The organism is Proteus sp. G2618 (assembly GCF_009915995.1).
Taxonomy (GTDB): domain Bacteria; phylum Pseudomonadota; class Gammaproteobacteria; order Enterobacterales; family Enterobacteriaceae; genus Proteus; species Proteus terrae.
Genome location: NZ_JAABNI010000023.1, coordinates 173,228 through 197,290, shown reverse-complemented (window position 1 = coordinate 197,290; position 24,063 = coordinate 173,228). Strand labels below are relative to the sequence as shown.

General features: G+C 39.4%; 17 protein-coding genes and 1 other annotated feature. Of the genes, 9 read left to right on the top strand and 8 right to left on the bottom strand.

What is annotated here, in order from left to right:
* Window positions 1–126: 126 nt before the first annotated feature.
* Genes thrC through thrA form a run of 3 tightly spaced genes read right to left on the bottom strand, consistent with a single transcriptional unit; the run spans window position 127 to window position 4,814 of the window.
* On the bottom strand, window positions 127–1,419 hold the full coding sequence (thrC, locus tag GWJ01_RS13060; protein ID WP_161711178.1) for a threonine synthase: 1,293 nt from the start codon (window positions 1,417–1,419) through the stop codon (window positions 127–129).
* A gap of 3 nt (window positions 1,420–1,422) precedes the next feature.
* A complete protein-coding gene (thrB, locus tag GWJ01_RS13055; protein ID WP_088493767.1) occupies window positions 1,423–2,373 on the bottom strand; it encodes a homoserine kinase in 951 nt (316 codons plus the stop codon).
* A complete protein-coding gene (gene thrA / locus GWJ01_RS13050; RefSeq protein WP_109393181.1) occupies window positions 2,355–4,814 on the bottom strand; it encodes a bifunctional aspartate kinase/homoserine dehydrogenase I in 2,460 nt (819 codons plus the stop codon). Before thrA ends, thrB begins: the two co-directional genes overlap by 19 nt.
* A gap of 22 nt (window positions 4,815–4,836) precedes the next feature.
* Window positions 4,837–4,957: a sequence feature (Thr leader region), on the bottom strand.
* A 663-nt stretch (window positions 4,958–5,620) separates the two neighbouring features.
* Between thrA and arcA the strand changes: the two genes are divergently transcribed.
* Window positions 5,621–6,337, top strand: a complete 717-nt coding sequence (gene arcA / locus GWJ01_RS13045) for a two-component system response regulator ArcA (protein ID WP_006535263.1) — start codon at window positions 5,621–5,623, stop codon at window positions 6,335–6,337.
* A gap of 211 nt (window positions 6,338–6,548) precedes the next feature.
* Here the strand turns inward: arcA and creA are convergent, their stop codons facing one another.
* A complete protein-coding gene (creA, locus tag GWJ01_RS13040) occupies window positions 6,549–7,007 on the bottom strand; it encodes a protein CreA (protein ID WP_193528581.1) in 459 nt (152 codons plus the stop codon).
* 221 nt (window positions 7,008–7,228) lie between these two features.
* Between creA and robA the strand changes: the two genes are divergently transcribed.
* The gene (gene robA, locus GWJ01_RS13035) at window positions 7,229–8,137 is read left to right on the top strand and encodes an MDR efflux pump AcrAB transcriptional activator RobA (RefSeq protein WP_109393179.1); all 909 of its coding nucleotides are present in this window, start codon (window positions 7,229–7,231) and stop codon (window positions 8,135–8,137) included.
* Between the two features lie 43 nt (window positions 8,138–8,180).
* On the opposite strand, the gene gpmB is transcribed toward robA, so the two are convergent.
* Window positions 8,181–8,828: a 2,3-diphosphoglycerate-dependent phosphoglycerate mutase GpmB gene (gene gpmB, locus GWJ01_RS13030; RefSeq protein WP_109393178.1), complete on the bottom strand. Its 648-nt coding sequence runs from the start codon at window positions 8,826–8,828 to the stop codon at window positions 8,181–8,183.
* Window positions 8,829–8,879: 51 nt separating this feature from the next.
* On the opposite strand from gpmB, the gene yjjX reads away from it, so the two are divergent.
* A complete protein-coding gene (gene yjjX / locus GWJ01_RS13025) occupies window positions 8,880–9,416 on the top strand; it encodes an inosine/xanthosine triphosphatase (protein WP_023580954.1) in 537 nt (178 codons plus the stop codon).
* Between the two features lie 120 nt (window positions 9,417–9,536).
* On the opposite strand, the gene trpR is transcribed toward yjjX, so the two are convergent.
* The gene (gene trpR, locus GWJ01_RS13020) at window positions 9,537–9,848 is read right to left on the bottom strand and encodes a trp operon repressor (RefSeq protein WP_075671359.1); all 312 of its coding nucleotides are present in this window, start codon (window positions 9,846–9,848) and stop codon (window positions 9,537–9,539) included.
* Window positions 9,849–9,949: 101 nt separating this feature from the next.
* A complete protein-coding gene (sltY, locus tag GWJ01_RS13015) occupies window positions 9,950–11,869 on the bottom strand; it encodes a murein transglycosylase (RefSeq protein WP_109393177.1) in 1,920 nt (639 codons plus the stop codon).
* Window positions 11,870–12,210: 341 nt separating this feature from the next.
* On the opposite strand from sltY, the gene ettA reads away from it, so the two are divergent.
* On the top strand, window positions 12,211–13,878 hold the full coding sequence (gene ettA / locus GWJ01_RS13010) for an energy-dependent translational throttle protein EttA (RefSeq protein WP_036911774.1): 1,668 nt from the start codon (window positions 12,211–12,213) through the stop codon (window positions 13,876–13,878).
* 88 nt (window positions 13,879–13,966) lie between these two features.
* Here ettA and GWJ01_RS13005 read toward each other — a convergent pair whose 3' ends face one another.
* A complete protein-coding gene (locus tag GWJ01_RS13005) occupies window positions 13,967–14,764 on the bottom strand; it encodes an energy transducer TonB (RefSeq protein WP_161711177.1) in 798 nt (265 codons plus the stop codon).
* A 171-nt stretch (window positions 14,765–14,935) separates the two neighbouring features.
* Between GWJ01_RS13005 and GWJ01_RS13000 the strand changes: the two genes are divergently transcribed.
* The 5 genes from GWJ01_RS13000 to GWJ01_RS12980 all read left to right on the top strand — a co-directional run bounded on the left by GWJ01_RS13000 (window position 14,936) and on the right by GWJ01_RS12980 (window position 23,929).
* A complete protein-coding gene (locus tag GWJ01_RS13000; RefSeq protein ID WP_109401347.1) occupies window positions 14,936–15,484 on the top strand; it encodes an RNA polymerase sigma factor in 549 nt (182 codons plus the stop codon).
* Window positions 15,474–16,502, top strand: coding sequence for a FecR family protein (locus tag GWJ01_RS12995; RefSeq protein WP_227003100.1), 1,029 nt, complete (start codon window positions 15,474–15,476; stop codon window positions 16,500–16,502). The genes GWJ01_RS13000 and GWJ01_RS12995 overlap by 11 nt, the downstream gene beginning before the upstream one ends.
* 103 nt (window positions 16,503–16,605) lie before the next feature.
* Window positions 16,606–19,368: a TonB-dependent receptor gene (locus GWJ01_RS12990; RefSeq protein WP_109393174.1), complete on the top strand. Its 2,763-nt coding sequence runs from the start codon at window positions 16,606–16,608 to the stop codon at window positions 19,366–19,368.
* A 63-nt stretch (window positions 19,369–19,431) separates the two neighbouring features.
* Window positions 19,432–21,141: an ABC transporter ATP-binding protein/permease gene (locus GWJ01_RS12985; protein ID WP_161711176.1), complete on the top strand. Its 1,710-nt coding sequence runs from the start codon at window positions 19,432–19,434 to the stop codon at window positions 21,139–21,141.
* Window positions 21,131–23,929: a M16 family metallopeptidase gene (locus GWJ01_RS12980; RefSeq protein ID WP_109401348.1), complete on the top strand. Its 2,799-nt coding sequence runs from the start codon at window positions 21,131–21,133 to the stop codon at window positions 23,927–23,929. The genes GWJ01_RS12985 and GWJ01_RS12980 overlap by 11 nt, the downstream gene beginning before the upstream one ends.
* Window positions 23,930–24,063 lie beyond the last annotated feature (134 nt).

Below are 24,063 nucleotides of genomic sequence, written 5' to 3'. Positions count from 1 at the left end.
AAATAAAATATATAAATTTAATTTTATATTTTTTAAATACTGATTTTCCTATTTTAGATAAAAAAATAGCCCAACATCTTGTTGGGCTATTTAATTAAATACATATCTAATTATTTAATGCGATTTTTATTTAGGTGCTCGTTCAAGCAAAAATGCACGTAATTGAGCAAAGTCAGCAGGTAAGAAATGTGAGAGTAACTCTTTATCTGCACGCTCCGCAAGCTCTTTAGGTAATGGTAATTCACCTCCTAAAATACGTTCAACACTTTCTTTAAACTTCGCTGGATGAGCCGTTCCTAAAAATAAACCATATTCACCGTCTTGAAGTTCATCGCGCAGTAAACGATATGCAATCGCAGCATGCGGTTCTGAAATATAGCCTTTCTTCGCAAGTTCACGCACTGTTTCTTCTGTTATTTCATCATTTACTGAACCATGAGCAAGATCAGAAAGACCCCAACCTTTACGGCGATACAATTCTTCAATACGTGGCCAGTTATTTGGCTGACTAACGTCCATTGCATTAGAAAGTGTTGCAACAGTACGATGAGGCTCCCATTTACCATTATCTAAATAGCGAGGAACAGTATCGTTCTCGTTTGTAGCTGCAATAAAACGCTTAACAGGTAATCCCATTGATTTAGCCAATAAACCAGCCGTTAAATCACCAAAGTTACCACTTGGCACTGAAATCACTAGATGTTCATGTTTTTCTGCTGGAATTTGAGCAACCGCTTCAAAGTAATAACAAATTTGAGCAAGTAATCGACTGATATTAATGGAGTTTGCTGAGTTCAAATACATTGTTTTCTTTAAGAACTCATCATCAAAAGCTTGTTTTACTAATGATTGGCAAGCATCAAAGTCATCTTTAATTGCAATAGTGTGAATATTTTCACCTAATGTACAGAACAGTTTTTCCTGTAACGGGCTAATTTTGCCTTCAGGATAAAGAATAACAACTTGTACGTTTTCTAATTTGTAGAAAGCATGAGCAACAGCGGCCCCCGTGTCACCTGATGTTGCCGTTAAAATAGTCACTGGTTGGTTGCCAGCAACTTCGGACAACATTTGCGCCATAAAGCGACCACCAAAGTCTTTAAACGCCAGTGTTGGGCCATGGAAAAGCTCCAAACAACTCACATCATCTTCAACTTGGGTTACTGGTGCTGGGAACGCAAATGCTGTGCTAATACGTTTTGCTAATACATCAGCAGGAATTTCATCACCAATAAAGGCCGTTAAAATACGGCTACTACGTGTTGCAAAATCAAGTGCTAATAATTCATCAATTTCAGCTTTAGAAAACGAAGGTAAGTCTTGAGGAAAAAAGAGCCCTTGCTGTTTACCCAAACCTTGTTTTACTGCTTGAGCAAAACTGACTTGCTCTTGATTATCTTTCAAATTATATAATTTCATGACTTACCCTATCTGTCTTGCGCCACGCGTATCTATACGGCAGATATGCACAAAGCCTTCACTGTTTTGTACGTAGTTTTGTTTCAGCCATTCGGCCATCTCTTGTGCGATTTCTAATGAATCACTAATAGTAAAAATGGTAGGCCCTGAGCCTGAAATGCCACAAGCTAATGCGCCTTTCTTCTGCGAAGCCTCTCTGGCTTTTTCAAACCCAGGAAGAAGTTGGGTGCGATAAGGCTCAGCAATCACATCTTGCATCAAATTAGCGGCTAATCCTGATTGCTGAGTATGGCAAGCATGAATAAAGCCAGATAAATAACGACCGTGGTTAATGATGTCAGCTTTAGAGTATTGTTTTGGCAAAATTGCTCTAGCTTCTGCCGTAGATACCTTAATCCCCGGATATGCCATGACCCAATACCAATCATCAAAAGTTGGTACGGACTGACAAATAGTGCCATTTTGTTCCAAAATAAGTTGTAAGCCACCTAAATAACAAGGCGCAACATTATCATAGTGAACACTACCTGAAATACGTCCTTCAAGCTCGCCCATCATCAGCAGCAATTGCCTTTCACCAAAAGGCTTTTGAGCAAATTCATTAAGCGCAACCAATGCCGCAACAACAGAACAAGCACTTGATCCTAAACCAGAACCAATTGGCATATTTTTCTCAAGTGTCATTGCAACAGGAAGTTCTTTGCCTAACTTCTCACAAAACAACTGCCAACATTGATACACAATATTTTGCTTAGGATCTGAAGGTAATTTGCTAACAAAGTGCCCTTTACTTTCAAGTGTAAATGCCGAAGCCGCTTCAACGGTGACACAGTCACCCAGTAATTGCCCATCAATAGGTGAAACTGCCGCGCCAAGGACATCGAATCCGACACTCACGTTGCCTATTGATGCTGGTGCATAAACTTTAACCACGCTTAAACTCCCAATTTCCATGATAAGGTACGTAATACATCTGCAAACACCCCAGCAGCAGTAACATCATTACCAGCACCATATCCACGTAATACCAATGGAATAGGTTGATAGTAGCGAGTGTAAAAGGCTAAAGCATTTTCACCATTTTTCACTTTAAACAGAGGATCATTTGCATCAACTGCCATTATCTTAACTTGGCATTTACCTTCATTGATGATGCCAACATAACGTAATACCTTACCTGCTTTTTGTGCTTCTTCGACTTTAGCATCAAATTCAACATCAACTTGAGGTAAACGATTTAAGAAGCTTGCCACATCACCAGAGCTATCAAATGAAGCAGGCAGTACAGGCTCTACATCGATATCACTTAGTTCTAATTTATAACCCGCTTCACGCGCTAAAATAAGCAGTTTACGCGCAACATCCATACCTGAAAGGTCATCACGAGGATCTGGCTCAGTAAAACCTTTATCTTTTGCTGAAAGAGTTGCTTCAGATAAGCTTTTACCTTCATCTAATTGACCAAAAATGTAAGATAATGATCCTGAAAGAATACCATTAAATTGAACTAACTCATCGCCTGCATTTAGCAAGTTTTGTAAGTTCTCAATAACAGGTAAACCTGCACCTACGTTAGTGTCATATAAGAACTTACGGCGTGAAGCTTCCGCAGCTTGTCGAATTTGATAGTAATAATCCATCGACAGCGTATTCGCTTTTTTGTTTGGTGTAACCACGTTAAAGCCATTTTGTAAGAAATTTGCGTATTGTTGTGCAATTTCTTCGTTTGACGTGCAATCAACGATCACTGGATTTAAGAAGTGGTACTCTTTTTCTAAACGAATAAGTTGGCTAAAGCTAAAAGGCTCTTTGGCTTCTTTTAAAGCTTGCTGCCAATTATCTAAATCAATACCTTGCATATCTTTCAGCATGGCTCTTGAGTTAGCAATGCCGCATACACGAAGATCGATATGCTTATTTTTTAACCATGCTTGTTGGCGATGGATCTGTTCAATTAACGCGCTACCTACACCACCAACACCAACAATAAAGACTTCAACAATTTGATTGGTATTGAAAAGCATTTGATGGCACAAACGCACAGCATTGGTCGCTGAATCATTCGCAATAACAGCTGAAATTGAGCGTTCTGAAGAACCTTGTGCAATAGCTACAATATTAATATTGCCACGAGTTAATGCAGAGAAGAAGCGCGCTGAAATCCCTTTTAAAGTACGCATACCATCACCAACAACAGATATGATAGCGACGTTTTCCATGATATCTAATGGATCAAGTACACCATCTTTTAATTCTAAATAGAATTCATCTGATAATGCTTTTTGCGCTCTAATAAGCTCTTTTTGTGGCACACAAAAGCTGATGCTGTATTCAGAAGAAGATTGTGTAATCAGGACAACAGAAATCCCCGCTCTCGACATAACAGAAAACACACGAGCAGCCATCCCTACCATACCTTTCATACCGGGGCCTGATACGTTGATCATCGCCATATTATTAAGGTTGGTGATCCCTTTAACGGGTGTACTATCGTCTTTTTGACCATCACCAATTAATGTACCCGGAGCATCTGGATTGCCTGTGTTTTTTATTAAACAAGGAATTTGGAATTGGGCGATAGGCGCAATTGTGCGAGGGTGAAGTACTTTAGCACCAAAGTAAGAGAGTTCCATCGCTTCTTGATATGACATCCCTTTTAACAGGCGTGCATCAGGAACTAAACGAGGATCGCAAGTATAAACACCGTCAACATCGGTCCAAATTTCACAACACTTTGCACGTAAGCAAGCAGCTAATACAGCAGCGGAGTAGTCTGAACCATTACGGCCTAATACCACGAGTTCATTTTTCTCATTACCCGCAGTAAAACCAGCCATTAAAATCATATCGTCTTTTGCGATATTGAGTTCTAAGATGCGACGAGTAGATTCAGGAATATCAACAGTAGATTCTAAATAATGACCTTGTGCGAGCAAATTTTTTACTGGATCGATTACAGTGACATTGTAGCCACGAGCCTGTAAAACAGATTCCATAATGGCGATAGAAAGCTTTTCACCACGACAAATCATCGCTGCATTGATGCTATCTGGGCATTGGCCTAATAAAGAGATCCCATGAAGAATATGTTTGATCTCTGCAAATTCACGCTCAACTTTATCTTTTAAGCGTTCATAATCGAAACCAGGCTGTTTTTCTCTTAGACCTTGTAATAAGTTAGCAAAAATTTGCTCAGCTTCTCGTACTTGAGTGAGAGGATCTTCGCCTTCTGCCGTTTTTTCAATCATTGCAACCAAGTAGTTAGTTATCTTGGCTGGTGCTGATAATACGAGAGCGACTTGTCCCTGCTCTCTTTTTTTCTCAGCGATATCAGCAACATTCAGCACACGCTCTGCGTTGGCAACTGAAGTTCCTCCAAATTTTAACACTCGCATACAGCTCTCCTGATTTTTCACCCAAAAAAAAACCCGCATTTCTCAATGCGGGCTTTTTCGATTTTCGTTTTTTATATGCGACAGCCCGCCCCGCAATATAAGATTCCGGTGGTGGTGGTAATAATTGTCATTTTAGCTGGGCTGTAAATGCGCATAACTATCCTGTCTGTCTCAAAATTAGTTTGACTATATACTGGTTAAAGCAAAGCGAGAGAGATGTCAAATTTTTTCTTTTTTTTCACCGAAAAATAAACTCAACTTAAATAAAATATATTCGATCCTTACCTCTATTGTAGTATAGATATTGCTATCACAAAGGGATAAACAAAGAAAATAAAGCTACCATTTTAGGGTTATTTGGGGATTTGTACTTTTATAAGGAATAAGGTATTTTATGCTAGTTTAAATTGTGTAACAAAACTGGAAAAAAAAATAAACCCCACTATATTTAACATATATTTTTCTTTTACATTACATAAATCAAATTATATAGTTAACTATTGAAATCAAGGTTAAGCTGTTATCTTGATTTTGATATGTGTCAACAAAAGTTAGCTTTTTAGATGGTATTTAATACAACTGGTGTTATATTGCTGTTAATAGACTATGGGCGTTTTGCATTCTGATTTTAGCGTTCATTGTCGATTAAAATTGCAAGCTTTGTAATAACGTGATGGTTATTTATCGAATTTCAATCTGGGTCTAGTTTTTACGTGCTAATAACAAAAATGAATAACCACACAAATGCACACAGAAGTTAAACACAGATTTCCTTTTTCTATTTTTGGTAATTTTAGGTAGCAAATATGCAAACCCCGCACATTCTGATTGTTGAAGACGAAGTTGTTACTCGTAATACCCTGAAAAGCATATTCGAAGCTGAAGGGTATATCGTACATGAAGCCACTGATGGCAACGAAATGCACAATGTTCTATCTGATCATGATATTAATCTGGTCATTATGGACATTAATCTTCCTGGTAAAAATGGGCTATTACTTGCTCGTGAATTACGTGAACAGGCAAGTGTTGCATTAATGTTCCTAACGGGTCGTGATAATGAAGTAGATAAAATCTTAGGCCTAGAAATTGGTGCCGATGATTACATTACTAAACCATTTAACCCTCGTGAATTAACGATTCGTGCACGTAACTTACTGTCACGTACCATGAATTTAGTTAATGGCACGGAAGAACGTCGTTTAGTTGAAAGCTATAAATTCAATGGTTGGGAGCTTGATATTAACAGTCGCTCACTAATCAGCCCTGCTGGTGAACAATATAAATTACCACGCAGTGAATTTCGTGCGATGCTACATTTCTGCGAGAATCCTGGAAAAATCCAAACTCGTGCAGAATTACTGAAGAAAATGACAGGCCGTGAACTGAAACCTCATGATCGTACTGTTGACGTAACCATCCGTCGTATTCGTAAGCATTTTGAATCAACACCAGATACACCAGAAATCATTGCAACAATTCATGGTGAAGGTTATCGCTTCTGTGGTGATTTAGACGAGTGATTTGATCCAACATCAAGCACTTAACTAATAGAAAACCCCTGAATAATATTCGGGGGTTTTCTTTCATCTAAAGAAGAGTTAGTAAAATCACAAAAGGTGAAAATTGATCTCAGCAACTGTTTTGAAAAAAAATATAACTTATTTTTAAAAAAAATTTTAAACCTTATTCGTATTAATTTTATTAACCATTAATTTCTTTAGCAAATAAAAATCACTCTTTCCACGGCATAATAGGTACTGCACTAATCGCATTTTTTGGCGAACCATCAATGACTTTATCTGAGTAAGTCAGATAAATCAGAGCATGACGCTGTTTATCGTAAAAACGCACAACTTGAAGCTTTTTAAATACAAGTGATGTTCTTTTCTGGAAAACAACATCACCATTATTTTTTCCTTTAATAACCTTTTCACTTAGTTCAATAGGCCCTACTTGCTGGCAAGAGATTGCCGCATCAGCAGTATCTTCAGCAAGACCTAAACTTCCTGAAATGCCCCCAGTTTTTGCTCGACTTAAATAACATGTGACATTTTTAACTTCAGGATCATCAAATGCTTCAATCACAATTTTATGGTTAGCGCCAAAAAATTTAAATACCGTATCCACGTAGCCAATTTCTTCTGCTTTTGCCATCAAAGAAAAAGGGAGTAAGATAGATACAGCTAACATCTTTTTGAAATTTAACATATTTACCTTGTTCCATTGAAAAGATGAGAAAATAATTCCATCTAGAATAAAACAATCCATTACTAACTGATAGAAGAATTTGTGTACATTAGTCGATGAAAAAGACTATATTTTACGATTGTCTAACAATATAACTTGTTATAGATGTTCAGGCTATTTACCATCTACAGCAATAAATAAACGAATATGACTAAGGGAGATGTATGGATCAAACCAACATCATACGTGATTTGCTCGCTTGGCTTGATAGTAACCTAGATAAGCCATTATCCCTCGATAATGTCGCAACTAAAGCGGGTTACTCCAAGTGGCATCTACAACGCATGTTTAAAGAAGTTACAGGACAAGCGATTGGTTCTTATATTCGTTCAAGGCGCCTATCCCGTGCAGCCGTTGCATTACGTTTAACGAGCCGCCCTATTTTAGACATTGCTTTGCAATATCGTTTTGATTCTCAACAGACTTTTACCCGCGCTTTTAAAAAGCAATTTGATAGAACACCCGCTCTTTATCGCCGTTCTGATGAATGGTGTGCGGTAGGAATTTGTCCACCAATTACCTTAGATCCTCAAAATTTACCTAAATGGGAATTTGTAACGTTATCTGAGAAGAAATTAATTGGTATTGAGCAAACTTGCAGCCATACCCTTGAGCAATGGGCTGAGGCCTGCTCTAACATGCGTCAAACCTTCTGGCACTACTATATGAGTAAGATAAGTGCCGTTCCTCATCAAGTGTATGGGCTTCATCACACTCAACATAGCGATGAGCATGAAGACGAACAGCGCGTACTTTATACAACTGCCGTTGAGCCAGATTATGCAACGTTTATTGATGATGATGCAGCAAATGAAGTCTCTCTCGCTGGCGGTGATTATATTCGCTTTGATTTTGAAGGTGAGGCAAAACGAGGCGCAATGCAGGAGTTTTTATTCCTAATTTATGGTGTCTGTTTACCCAATATGGGATTAACACGCCGTAAAGGCTATGATGTTGAAAAATACTATCTTAAAAATGTGCGTTACAGCAATGAGATGGTGACAGAGCCACAAGATCATATCGAACGTTTTGAATATTACATTCCCATTAAACGTGAAGATGTAACCGCATAATAAAAAGCTCTCTTTATGATATGAAAAAGAGAGCTTTTATTTTTTAGCGCTGAACTTCATCTAATGCAGTATCAGTAAGATGACTTACATCACCTGCCGTTTCAATCACCCAACCATTGGCAAGCCAAGGGCTATTTTGATAGTCAACGCGTGAAATCGAGCAATTACGCAATCTTAAACGGCGTTCTGCATATGCAGGTAATCCCAATACTGTGCTCAGTAAGCACCCTAAAGCAATACCATGACTGACTAAGAGAGGACGGCTATTTTCGGGTAACTCAAGACATTGATTTAGCGCAGCCTGCATACGACTTGCTAATTCTGCCATTGATTCTCCTTGGGGAATTCGCCCATCAGGTGTACCATCAATCAAACTCTTGCGCCAAGCCTCTTCTTGTGTCTTTAATGTTGCGATCTCTCGCTGTTCAAGAACGCCCATATTGAGTTCACGTAAACGTGGGTCAGTTATCACTTCACAGCCACAAGCTTGTGCAATGATTTCTGCCGTTTGACGAGTGCGGCCAAGATCGCTTGAGATAATGTGGGTAATGCCTGCTGATTTTACTTTTTCAGCAACTTGCTGTGCTTGACGCACACCATTTGCTGTTAGTGGGCTATCAGATTGCCCTTGAATACGTCTCGCCACGTTCCATTCAGTTTCACCGTGGCGAACAAGATAGACCTGTAACATACATTTTTTCCGTTATACTGCTCTAATTTTTCAAAGGATGATTAATTCATTATGTATCATGTCATTGCAGCCACTACGAATCCAGCAAAAATCAACGCGATAAAACTCGCCTTTGAGCAAGTATTCGGTAAAGATACCTTTGATATTGAAGATATTAATGTCGATAGCCGTGTTCCACAGCAACCTATCGGAAATACAGAAACGAGAACTGGCGCACGTCAACGTGTGATGGCGGCTCGTCAAGTTCGCCCTGAAGCTGATTTTTGGGTTGGCGTCGAAGCCGGTATTGAAGATGATATGACTTTTGCTTGGATTGTTGTCGAACATGGGCAAATTCGTGGAGAATCACGCTCTGCAAGCCTTATGCTACCAGAACAGATCTTAAAAGGGATCCGTGAAGGTCGCGAGCTTGGCGATGAAATGGCTTTCTTAACAAAGATTGATAATATTAAACAGCGCGGTGGTGCGATTGGTTATTTTACTGATGGCCTACTTAGTCGTACTTCTGTGTATCAACAAGCATTAGTGCTGGCATTAGTGCCCGTCACTCATGATATCTATAAAGAACTCAATCAAAAAGAAGATTAATAATTAATCTGATACGTTTTTTAGATATATCAGCTTTAGATAAATAAGAAACAAAAAAGCCATTTAATCAAATGATTAAATGGCTTTTTTATTACTCTAGTTTATATCATAACAACGCAACTATTTCTTTGTCATTAGCTCTTTTTCAAGCCATAATTTCACGTCATGTGGCGCTGTTTTTAAACTATTAGAGCCTCTAGTGATGGTGGCAATACCAACGCCTAACTCTTCTTTTAACTCACGCTGACTTAAATCGCCTCGCATTAGCTCTTGCACAATGCGGACTCGCGTTGCCAAAGCACTACGTTCATCGGGTGTCATTAAAAGTTGTAAAATAGGAAATTGCACATCTTGCTCAAAAGCATGTTGTAATAACGCAACAAATCTTAGCCAGTGCTCATTCTCTTCAGGTGATAATGCAGGATCTTGCATTGTGGGAACCTCTTTTTGCCACACTCATTAACTAGTACACAATATAACATACTTTGCTAATGTACAAAGAGGCCCCGACGATAAATCCGCGCTATTATCTCTTAATAACGACTATTCCACTCATTTTGAGTCAGTACAGGCTGCTGTTCACCCGCAAAGTAGCTATAGAAAACTGCAAAAGAGAGTACATTTTTGACATAACCTCGCGTTTCAGCAAAAGGGATACTTTCAACAAACGCTATTGCATCTAATTGACCATTTGCATCAGATAACCAACGATCAACGCGCGCAGGCCCCGCATTATACGCAGCACTTGCTAAAATACGGTTTTGGTTAAAACGTTGATAGACAGAATCAAGATATGCCGTACCAATCTCAATATTCTTCACAGGATTTGTTAACTGCGCACTACTGACATAACCCGTAATACCCGCCTGTTTTACCGTAAATTCGGCTGTTTTTGGCATTACCTGCATTAAACCTGTTGCCCCCGCTGAAGAGCGTGCTTGTGGGTTCCACGCACTTTCTTGACGAGCAATTGCCATCGCATAATTGCGATCTATTGATTTATCTTTCGTGTATTGCTCAAACTCATTTTTCCAAGCAAGAGGGAAACGTTCTTCTAGATGATCCCACATTTTACCTGTGATCGTGGCCTGTACTGCTAAATCAGCCCATTTTTGCTCATACGCATAACGCGCTAATTCAGACTGTATTTGCGCTGGCTGTGAAGCAATATAGTTTGCCCACTCTGATCGCGCTAAGTTGTCCATTTGCCAATACATTAACTCACGAACACGCTGTATTTCTGGCTGATTAGGGATACTTGGTGAAACACTGGGTGCCTTATCTATTACCATCACATAAGGCTTACCTAATTTGGTCGCTGCAACCATAGGGTAAAAACCACGATTTTGTGTCAGCGCTTCTAAAATAGCTTGTGCTTCACTGTTTTTACCTTGTGATTGCAACACCATTGCACGCCAATAACGCCACTCTTCCTTATTTTTACTTTCAGGTGAGAGTCTTTCTAGCCATAATGCCAATTCAGCTGGTTGGTTTTGGCTTAATGCTAGTCGTACTCGACGCTCACGCAATGTATCAGATGCAGTGTCTTGAATAACGCTATCACGCCATTTTACCTGCTCTGGTGTCGCATAAGGCATATATTGCCACGCCACCGTATCACGCATTAACTGACGTTCACTCGCCGTCATTTTTTGGGCATGTGCGATATTATCAATTTGTGCTCTAGCTGCATCTGCATCTTTTCTTGCCCAACGAGAAAATGCAGATTGTATGATTGAGCGAGAAAAATCCGTCGGTGAAAGAGCGGTTGCATATCGCCCCACTAAGTTTGGATAGTCTTGTAATTCAACCAAGGCATCGCTAATAGTTTGATAATTCTGAGGAAGGCGCCGTGCCAAGTAAGCAGCAAGTCCCGTATTACCATTTTTAATCGCTAAGTTAATGCGCTCTAACACTAATTCTGGAGTTAATTGATTCGCCTTTTGCCATTCATCAAAAAGAGCATCGCAACTTGATGGCATTGAGGTGCCATTTAGCCATGCTTCTTTAGCACCTACCCACGCGGTTTGAATATCGCCTGTTGCCCATTTTGCATAATAATAATTACATCTTGCAGCTTTAGGGTTGGGTGGATTTGGGCTAAAAGTCAGTAAATTTTGCCACTCTTGGCGTTTTGCCAATTCATTTACAAATAGAGAAGGAAGTGCTTTTGCTGGTGGCAATGTAGGATATTTGGCTACAAATTCAGTGACTACAGCTGGTGCAATCACATCAAGATTGTCCGTAATTTGACGGTATTCCAAATAGGGATAAAGTGGGTAACTTTGCAATGTTGGAAGTAATTTTTCTACTTCATCTATTTTTTTAAGATCCCATGCAGCTTTAATTTCTTGATAACGAACACGTTGTTCACTTAATGAATCAGCTTGTGCCCATGTAGAAAAACACAATGCACCTATTGCTACTGCTAATGACCATGTTTGCTTTACCACGTAATTTCTCCCACTTCAAATAGAACCACCAAAGACTGAATACATTAGCTAATATGATAATCATTAACAATGTAAGTTCCCCTCTTTAAGATAAATATTCATTACTTTCAGAGGAAGTACGAAAGGTAGATAAAAACCTCTCTTTTGACTAAGGTTTTCTTTTATAAATCGGGTATACTGGCGACTTTCATCATTTTCGGGTCTTTGGCAAATACTGACATTGACTTTGCTATTGTTCATTTTGGTGCCATAAACACGCGGCTTAATTACAAAAAATTTGTTTTTAGCGCGAAAAGTGGCTCCTCAGATAAAATCTCTTTTATAATCAAAGGGTAATTATAGTGGCTCAATACGTTTATAGTATGTTGCGTGTCGGGAAAATAGTCCCGCCTAAGCGACATATCCTTAAAAACATTTCACTCAGCTTCTTCCCGGGCGCGAAAATTGGTGTGCTTGGTCTTAATGGTGCCGGTAAATCAACATTACTACGCATCATGGCAGGTATTGATACTGATATCGAAGGTGAAGCACGTCCACAACCAGGTATTAAAATTGGTTACTTACCACAAGAACCAAAATTAAATCCTGAACATACCGTACGTGAAGCCGTTGAAGAAGCCGTCAGCGAACTGAAAAACGCATTAAACCGCCTTGATGAAGTTTATGCGGCTTATGCCGATCCTGATGCTGATTTCGATAAATTAGCAAAAGAACAAGGTCAGCTAGAAGCGATTATTCAATCTCATGATGGGCATAACCTTGAAAACCAATTAGAGCGTGCAGCAGAAGCGCTGCGTTTACCTGAATGGGACGCGAAAATTGAGAAACTTTCAGGGGGTGAGCGCCGTCGTGTTGCTATCTGTCGTCTTCTTTTAGAAAAACCAGATATGCTGTTATTAGATGAACCAACTAATCACTTAGACGCAGAATCTGTAGCTTGGTTAGAACGCTTCTTACACGATTATGAAGGTACCGTTGTGGCGATCACGCACGACCGTTACTTCCTTGATAACGTAGCAGGTTGGATCTTAGAACTTGACCGTGGTGAAGGTATTCCATGGGAAGGTAACTACTCTTCATGGTTAGAGCAAAAAGATGCACGTCTTGAGCAAGAAGCGGCAACCGAAGCGGCTCGCCATAAATCTATTCAGAAAGAACTTGAGTGGATCCGCCAAAATCCTAAAGGTCGTCAAGCAAAAGGTAAGGCTCGTCTTGCTCGCTTTGAAGAACTTAACAACGTTGATTATCAAAAACGTAATGAAACCAGTGAACTCTTTATTCCACCTGGACCACGTTTAGGGGATAAAGTGTTAGAAATTAATAATCTAACAAAATCTTATGGTGATCGCGTTCTGATCGATGATTTAAGCTTCTCTATTCCTAAAGGGGCGATTGTCGGTATTATCGGCCCTAACGGTGCGGGTAAATCAACACTATTTCGAATGATCTCTGGTCAAGAGCAACCTGATTCAGGCACCTTAACACTTGGTGATACTGTTAAGTTGGCATCGGTTGATCAGTTCCGCGATAGTATGGATGACAGTAAAACGGTTTGGGAAGAAGTTTCAGGTGGCCAAGACATTATGCGTATTGGTAATTTTGAAATTCCAAGCCGTGCTTATGTTGGTCGCTTTAACTTTAAAGGCGTTGATCAAGGTAAACGTGTTGGCGAACTGTCTGGTGGTGAGCGTGGTCGTTTACACCTTGCTAAACTGCTGCAAGTTGGCGGTAATATGTTACTGCTCGATGAACCAACCAACGACCTCGACGTTGAAACTTTACGTGCATTAGAAAATGCCCTGTTAGAATTCCCAGGTTGTGCGATGGTTATTTCCCATGACCGTTGGTTCCTTGACCGTATTGCCACACATATCATCGATTACCAAGATGAAGGTAAAGTGGAATTCTTTGAAGGTAACTTTACTGAATATGAAGAATACAAAAAACGTACATTAGGTAACGATGCTATTCAGCCTCGTCGCATGAAGTACAAACGTATGAGTAAATAATCGAATTTATTTACGGTATTCGATAATAAAAAAGCAGAGATTATTCTCTGCTTTTTTATATTTTAAGATCTAGCACATAACGTTTTGGTTAACTGTTCTGTTTATAATCAAAACTTAAAGGTGCCGTAAACGAAATACTCCCATTTTCTAAACGATAACTTTCTGGTACTGGAAATGGCGAAGCGCGTTTAATTGTATTTAAAGCCTCTTTATCAAGAAGGCGATTACCTGATGATGTTTCTACTTTTACATCTAATAATTCACCTTTGGCATTTAACACAATAGAAACTTGTGTCACGCCCGTTGCTTTAAAGCGCAATGCTGTTCGAGGATAACGTTTATAGGCATTAATATGGCTATGAACCAAGCTTTCCCATCCTATCTGTCCACTCACAGAAGAGGAAGATAAACTATTAAACTGAGCACTACTGCTTGTATTAGAGCCTGAAACAGGCGCGCTTGTTACATCCGATGGCGCTTCTGAGACAGGAAGATCATCAGGGACTTTTACTGCAACCGGCTTTGGTTTAACCACTGGCTTTACTTTCGGTTTTTCTGGAATGCGCTCATAAGTACCCTGTGCCACTACTGGCATTTTAGGCAAATCCAATACTTCTTTCACAGGCTCTGGTTCTGTTTCTGCTGGCTCAGGAACAGACATCACTTTCTCAGGCCCAACAGGAACTTCTTTTGTTTCTGCCTGTGCTAGTTGATAGATACCAAGATCCATTGTCATCGCGGGTGGTAAAACGCCATGGCGTTCATCTTTAGATGTTATCCAGCCAATAGCGACAACAACTAACGTTGCATGAAATAAAATACTGGCGGTTAATCCACCAATAGAAAATGAACCACGGCGCGAAAAAGTCGCCGACATACTACTCATAATTCTTGCCTCAGATTTTCTTTCTTGTGAATTATAGGCATAATATAAACACAAATGATATTGCTTATTATTAATAATACAATAAAAAATTAGCTTGATAATTATCATAACTTGTTCGCATGAGAAGCAGTAAGAGCTTATTATTTCACTCTTTTTTAGACACCAGAGATTATGGCTAGCGATAAATCATTGGCACAAAAAATTAGTTGTGCCTATCAATCAACCTATGGACAACTTGTGCGTTTTTTCCACAAACGTACGGGTAATTACCATGATGCAGATGATTTGTCTCAAGATGTGTTTACACTATGGCTAAACAGAAAAGAACAAACACCTGTACAAGAACAGCGTGCTTTTCTGTTTAAAATAGCGAACCACGTTTTGATTGACCATTGGAGAAAAAATCAAAAGCAAAAAGATATCTATCAGGATGATTATGAACTAGATGACGCCGCTCAAAGCTATACCACGGAGCTTGATCCGGGATATGTCCTTGAGCATCAACAGCGTTTAGATCTACTTAGCGAAGCAATTGAAACATTACCTCCACGCCGTCGAGAAGCATTTGTTCTTTATCGTTTTGATGGACTATCACAAAGCGAAATTGCAGAGCAAATGGAAATCTCAATCAGCATGGTGGAAAAACATATTGCTGCTGCCCTATTACATTGCAAAAGATATGTCGATGCAGGACAGGAGAAGTGCACGAATGATGAGTAAGCCGGAGAAAAACATACCGGAAACGAAACCTCACACAGATGAGGATCTAGACTCCTTTTTTTTGGAGACTAATGATGAATTACTCAATGAATCGACTGATGAGCAAGCAGCCCTTTGGTTCACCCGACAACACAGCCAAAGGATGACTCCCAAACAACGCCAAGCATTTAAAATATGGATAGAAAATGATGTAAACCGGCAAGCGTATCAAGATATTGCGGGGATCTGGCGTCAATGCGATGCATTACCACGACCAACAATAGCCACAGTTGAAAAGAAAAAACGCTCTCCTTGGCGTCCAATGATCCACACCACTGCTACTCTTTGTTTACTTACTGTTTTGTATCTTCCTTATAGTCATTTACCTGCATTATTGATGGATAATATGACGCTTGCAACCAGCGACTTACCGAAAGAAATGACCTTAGCTGATGGCTCTAAAGTCTATTTAGACAGAAACACACAGGTAAGAGTGGCTTATGTGCAAGCAGAAAGACAGCTATGGTTAGATAAAGGACAAGCCTATTTCAAGGTCAAATCAAATCCTTATCGCCCCTTTTATGTTCATGCGGATACTCGATTAATTAAAGTTGTCGGCACTGAATTTGAAGTTAGTCGCTATGATAACCACCAAATTAACGTTGCTGTCCATGAAGGGATTGTTGAAGTAAAAGCAACACCAAAATCGTCCCCAGCCTATTTATATGCAGGCTCTCAAGCCACCAGCACATTAGCAAATGACAATTTTGTTATCTCTTCGGTCAACATTGATTCCGTGGGAAGTTGGCGTTTTGGCCAACTGCATTTCTTTGAGCGTCCATTAAATGAAGTGATAGCTAAACTCAAACCTTATCTTGATATCAATATTCAAATTTCCTCACCCGAAATTGCCAACATGAAAGTCTCGGGAATAGCTAACATAAATGATGCCAAAGACTTTATTACCGCAATTCCACTTATATTGCCGGTTAATGTCGTTTTTACTGATAAAAATAATGCGTTAATTATCAACAAGTAAAAAGAAATATGAAAAATATTCTTTTTTACAGGTGAGGATAATTCTCATTTCACCCTCTTCCCTAGTAACAACAATTATTAAGTTAGTGAATGGGATTGGTGAAATGAAAATGAATAACAAAAAAGAGATCCTTAAGAGGTCTCTGCTAGCATTGCTAATAAGTACCACTATTGTCGCACCTTGCGCTTATGCATCTACCGTTTCAGTGGCTTTGCCAGAACAGTCTTTGGCTGATTCATTAAGTGCCATTGCAAAACAAGGGCAAGTACAAATTTTATTTGATGCAAATTCGATCAAAAACCTGCGGGCTCCAGCACTTTCAGGTCAATTTGAAACCCAAACTGCATTACAAAAAGTCTTAATTGGTAGTGGTTTAGAAATTATTCCACAAGGAAGTGGATTTGTTATTCGTCCTCTCGCCACAACTAACGCGATTGTTATTCCTGAAGTTAAAGTCACCGGTGTCGGTAGTACTTATCACCCAGCTACCGATGTCATTTCCGCTCCGCAATACCTCACGTCAGAAGAGATAAAACAGCGTAATACCGGTGATGGCAACATCACTGACCTACTAAAAAGTAACCCCGCAGTTCAATTCTCCAATAATGACAGCACGTCAATGAATCAGGGTGAAATTAAACCCTCACGCATTTCTATTCATGGTTCTAGCAGTTATCAAAACTCTTATAAACTTGATGGTGTCAGCTTTAACAATGACTTTGATCCGGCTAATTCAGGTAATGGTGAAACCAATACTCGAGTAACCAGTGATGAACAAGGGATGTACCTTGATAGTCGTTTAATTGATAGCGTCACGGTTTACGATAACAATATTCCTGTTGAATTTGGCGGGTTTACAGGAGGCACCGTTGATGTGCAGAGTCGTCGCTGGTCTGGTGAAACTCATGCTAATGCTTATTACCGCACAACGCGTTCAAGCTGGAATAATATTTTTACTGATCCAAAACTAAATTTTGATACAGCCAATAATGATTTTAGTAATCCTGCCCGTTTCCAGAAAAAATACGACAAACAAAACTTTGGTGGTTGGTTTGAAACAGGGTTAACTGAGCATACAGGTTTAATATTCTCTGCTTCTCGCCGTGAATCAACCATTCCGATGATGATGAGTAGTGCGGGAGGTTTTATTCACACACCTGACTATCAATTAGAACAAGTTGAACAAAACGCAGGTTATCGTGACCAAACTCGTACCTCAGATAACTATTTTATTAAATATTCTTGGGATATTTCAGAGACCCAATCTCTTGATTTATCAAGTAATATCGCGCGTTATAAAAGCTATTTATTCTCAGGTTCAGTCTATAACTCAGGCTATGATAATGAGCATAATGGTTTAAGTTTCACTGCGCTTTATAAACATAAATTAGATCTCGGAACATTAGAATTAACAACGGGTTATCAAAAACTAGAAGATAAACGAACGAATGATCAAAATTACTTTATTCGTTTAGATGATGCAATTACTGGTTGGTCAACACCAACAAGTTATAACAGTGGAGGTCAGGGTGATCTAAAGAGTAATCAAGAAACCGTAAGCACTAAAGCGATAATGCGCTTTAACGCGTTCGACTTAGGCTCAACCATACACCAGCCCACAACGGGCTTTGAAGTTGCTCGAACTAAAGGCTCTTATATCAGAGATAAAGATTTTTATAGTTATTTCTATACAGGAATAACTAATCCCGATACAAACGAGTGGAGTGGCGGACGTTCAAATACAACACGCTTCCGATCAGGAAGCCATAGTGCAACCTATACAAACTATGCAATCTATCTTGATGATAATATTCAATATAAACGCTTAACACTGCGTCCTGGTATTCGTTTAGATAGAGATGATTTTGTTCAAAGAAACAATATTTCACCTCGTTTAAGTGGTACTTATGATATTTGGGGCACAGGCAATACGCTCTTAATCGGTGGTGTAAACCGTTACTACGGCCGCTCCATGTTAACTTATGCATTGTATGGGGCACAAAATGCAGGCTTGCAACACTGTTACTTCGATTGCGAATCACCTAATGCCAATTGGAATAACCGTACAGACTTTGACGGTCTAGATTCTTTAAAAACGCCTTACAACGACGAATTCACATTGGGCTTGCAACAAGAAATCGCCTCAACCACTTGGCGTTTACAATACGTTCATCGTAATGGTCGTGATGAAGTGCGTAGTGATACAAAATATCCAGGTAGCACTGATTACGAAAAAATGAATATTCGTGCATTCAATAACAAGGGCCGTAGTTCACACGATACCGTGACTTTATCGGTGAAAAATAGCCAGCCTTGGGAATTAGCACAAGCTGATCATATTTTTAATGCTTCAATAAGTTGGCAACAAAGCAAAACCAATACCCCTAAAGATTCAGGTTATGCCGACTTTAGTCCAAATACTCAAAACGTTAACCGAAACAAAGTGCTATATGACGGAAAAATCATTGATGCCAAAGACTTACCCTCTGGTAACTTCAATTCTCCATTAAAAGTCACAGCAGATCTTACAAGTGTTTGGGATGAATGGAATGTGACTTGGTTTAACCAATTACAATGGAATAGCTGGCGCTCTCAAGCAGAAAAAACCAATAACGGCAACCCAATTAAAACACCTGAAGCGGGTTATATTTATGCCTATAAAAAACAGAACTACAGTAGCCGCTTTACTTGGGATACCAAACTAAGCTGGCAACCTGAGTTTGCTCATGGTGTTGGTGTGTCAATTGAAGTTAACAACGTATTAAATACTCGAAACGTTGCTGATCACTTTACTTACAAAGATAAAGAATACAAATCGTATGAGCCAGGTCGTCAGTTCTGGTTACAAGTTAGCTACGACTATTAATAAATTGACGAAGTTAATGTGAGCAACCAAGTCGATATACAATAAAAATATGACCAATAAGCAATGAAAACAATAAAACAATTTTTCTATTTAGTTTCACCTTTTTGGGGGCGGCGCGCCGCCCTTTACTGCTGGTTTCTATTGATAGTCTCTTTGACCTTAACCCTGTCATCCGTCTGGTTTAACGTCAAAATGAATGAATGGAATGGTAGTTTCTATAACGCATTACAACAACTTGATGGACAAGCGCTCTACAAGCTTCTTCAACAATTTGTCATTATTATCGCAGGATTAATTACTGTTGTAGTAATGGGCGATTTCTTACGCCAAAAAATGGTTATTCGCTGGCGCGAAGGCATGACTGAACAAGTGCTCGATCGCTGGTTATCAAAAAACAGTAAGCACTACATGTTAAGGCTGACATCTCAAGAGCCTGATAACCCCGATCAGCGTATTGCAGAAGATATTCGTTTACTGATCGAATCAACAATGCGTTTAACTGTCACATTTTTGCACTCGTTACTCACGCTTATCTCTTTTGCCACTATTCTTTGGTCACTGTCTGGCGCTATATCCTTCACATTAGGAGGAAGTGAGTGGACAATTCCAGGGTATATGTTCTGGGCTTGTATTATCTATACCATTATCGGGATAACCATTACGCAATTTATTGGCTCACCCTTGCGTAAGATTAATATGGATAAACAGCGCAAAGAGGCTGATTACCGTACTGCTCTCATCACCCGTAAACAACATGGCGATGCAATTGCAGGTCAGCGTGGTGAAATCAGTGATCGCAACGAATTAATGGACCGCTTTTTAGGGGTTATTCGTAACTGGAATAACCTTATCCGCTACGAGAGAAATCTTGCATTCTTCACTGTCGGCTATCAACAAGCCACTGCAATGGCACCGATTATTTTTGCCTTACCTAAATTCCTTGCTGGCGAATTAATGCTAGGAGGATTAATGCAATTAAGACAAGCATTCTCTAGTGTTGCAGGTGCATTAAGCTGGTTTATTTTCTCGTATAAAGAGATTGCCGCATGGCAAGCAACAGTGACACGTCTTTATAATTTTGTGGTGCTTTTAGAGCACGATCATGAACCAGAAGTCGCTGATTTAAACGATAAACAGACTAAATTAAAAGCTAATCTTTCTCTGTTTATGCAAGATGACAGCCTGTTAATCCAAGATATTAACTTCTCTGTAAAAGCGGGTGAATTAACCGTTATTGAAGGTTGCTCTGGTTTAGGTAAATCAACACTGCTTAGAGCACTAAGTGGGCATTGGCCTTATTTTAAAGGGGAAATTCAACGTTCACCAAATGTGTGTTGGATCCCACAGCGTATGTATCTGCCTTTTGCTCGTTTAGACAGTTTGCTCGCTTATCCTTGTCAGCCTAATCAATTCTCCACTAAAGAGTATGAAGAAGCACTTCATTTGGTGGGTTTAGACAAAATAAAAAATCAACTTTCACTTGAAACGGATTGGACAACACGTCTATCAGGCGGTGAGCAACAACGTCTTATTTTTGCTCGTTTATTGCTCAATAAACCTGATCTTATTTTATTAGATGAAACCACCTCTGCACTTGATGAACAAAATGCATTAAACATGTTGCAGTTACTAAAACAACATCTGCCAACCGCGGGTATTGCGTTAGTCAGCCACCAGCGCTTTACACATGTGATTGCAGATAATGTGATTTCACTCAAAGCCCCTACCGTGTCCTCCTCTCAATCTGCTGGAGTTACCGAATATGTATCGTAAATTACTGATTGTTTCAGTCAGTCTTTCACTTTTAGGGTGTGCGGCAAACACCCCTAATCAAAATGACAAAAGTACGCTATTACTGCGTCCTGATATTCGCCATTTTACCCTAGATAATGGTTTAGACGTTTACTTACTGCAACGCCCACAAACCGGTGTTGAAATGCGTCTTTTGGTAAAAAGTGGTTCTGTTCAAGAAGATGAAAAACAGCTTGGTTTTTCGCACTTTACTGAACATATGGCATTTAAAGGTACAACTCATTTTCCGGGAACAACAGGCTTTAAACAACTTGAGAGCCTTGGCATGAAATTAGGTAGTCATGTTAATGCCGCGACAAGTTTAAATGCGACGACTTATAAACTGTCATTGCCAAATGCAAACCCGATCCAAATTAAAACAGGGTTAAAGATTTTATCTGACTGGGCATTTGAAATGACCTTTGACCCTATTGAGTTTGATAAAGAGCGCCCTGTTATTGTTGAAGAGTGGCGCTTGCGCCAAGGCATTGGTTTTCGTATTAACCGCCAGTTAGAAGAATTGCGTTATTATGGTAGCCGTTATCTAGACCGTGATCCTATTGGCGATTTAGAAATCGTTAAACATGGCGATGTGAAAGATGCAAAACGCTATTACGATACTTGGTATCAACCAGAAAGAATGGCATTAGTACTGGTTGGTAACTTTAATCAGGGCGACGCTATTGCTGATATTAAGCATCTGTTTAACGCTAAAAATAGCGAAAATAAAGGAATTGATGATCCTTCTTGGCACAATTTTATTGATCATAAAGATTTACTGGTCAAAACGATTTTCGACAAAGAGCAAGGTTCGCGTATTTTACAGTTCACCTTGCAACGTACTTTGCCAGCACCTTTAAATAGTCGCCAAGGTCAATATGAAGATTTAATGGATTCATTATGGCTATCAATTTTAAATCAACGTTTTTCCACTATTGTTGATAATGGCTTAATAGCTTCTATTAGCGCTAATGCACAAGGCTCAATGTTAGACTCTCGTCGTTCACAACAATTGATGATTGCGCACCCTAAAGGTAATGATTATCAAGGCGCACTAGATATCTTATTTACAGAAGTTCAACGCCTCGCCTCTGTTCCAGTGGCTCAAGAAGAGCTAGATAATGCCCGTAACGCAATGCTAAAGCGCCTAAGCCAACAAGCTGCGGGTGAAGAGCGTTATGAGCACGATTATTTGGCCAACCAAATCACAACAGCTATTGAATTGGATATGCCAATTCAAACGAAAAAACAGGCACTGAATTTAAGCTATCAATTAATCAATAAAGTGACCCCTGAAACATTGTCAGCTTATTTTGCTCAATACCTAAAGCAATCATCACCACGAGTTGCGGTGATTGGCCCCGATAATGATGCTAATTTGTTTAATGCAACTAAAGCTACGCAACGTTGGCAAGAAATTAGACAATCAAACCCGGGAGCATTTACCCTAAAAACTCAAGCTGTTGTACTCGATATTAAACCTGATCTCACAGGTTCAGTTGTTTCAACGCAATCACTTCCGATTGAAAAAACACAAGAATGGACACTGAGCAATAATGTAAAAGTGATTGTGAAAAATGACAGTTATCTCAAAGATAATATTCAAGTTTCACTGCGTATTCCGGGCGGCTCTTCACTTGAAACAAATCAAAGCTTAGGCATGGTACAATGGGCATTAAAATTACCTGAAGTGAGTGGATACGGTAATTATAATGCGCGTGAGTTAGCGCTATTTACTAAGCAACACCAAATTAGTTTGCGCCCTTACAGTGAACTGTTATTCCATGGTTTCCGTGGCGAAGCGCCAATTGATGAACTAGAAACCTTGCTAACCTTAATGCATCTAAAAATTACGTCTCCACAGTTTAATGGTGAGAAGTTAGAGCAACAGAAGCAAGCCATGGCATTAGGAATTTCAAAAACACCCGTTGAACGCACTTTCTTGGATAAGATCAATAAAGAAAGCTATCAAAATGGCAATCGTTTAGTGGTTTCTCCGCAAGGTGCTTGGAAACAGTTTACTGCTCAACAATTACAGCAAACAAACCAAATGATCTTAGGACAACCTGCTGATATGACATTAGTTATCAGTGGCCCTGTCAATATTAATCAGGTAAAACCTCTGATTGAACGCTGGGTTGCAAGTCTCCCGACACGCTCTGAACGGCGTCTATTCTGGGCAGATCCTGCTATTAATCCAAAGCTGACTTCATTTAGCAAAACATACCCTATCGCAAGCAGTGATAAGAGTATGGTAAGTATTCAATATGCAGCACCAGCTCAATGGTCACAACAACAAGTACTTACGCTAAATTTACTGGATACAGTGATCAGTCAACGTTTAAGACTCAACCTACGTGAAAGAGCAGGTGGAATTTATTCACTTGGGTTCTCTGAAATGTTAACGAAAGTGCCTACAAGCTACTATACCGGTCGTTTAAATTTTACAGCATCACCTGAACGCGCAGATGAATTAATCACTCTCGCCCGTAAAGTCGTGAATGAAGTTAAGCAGTCAGGTATTACAGAGAAAGAGTTACAAGAGGCTAAAAATATCTGGCTAACTGAAAATTCACAGGTGAATGACAGTGCAAGTTATTGGACAGATGCTCTTGCTCAAGTTGCAACAGATGACCAACAGTATCAGCGTTTACTCACTGATCCTGCCATTATAAAAACATTAAGTGTTAACGATATAAACCAAGTTGCTCGCCAGTGGTTAGGTGAAAATGAAAAGGTCTTTAAGTTAACGCCAGCAACTCAAAAATAAAAATGACTTAGGTTAAACCGATAAGCCATAAAATTGCTTAAAATAAAACGCCCAGATCGAGTCTGCATATAGTGTGAGATCTGGGCGTTTATTCATCTATTTTAATCAAGTTACAGCAATAACATTCAATTTTA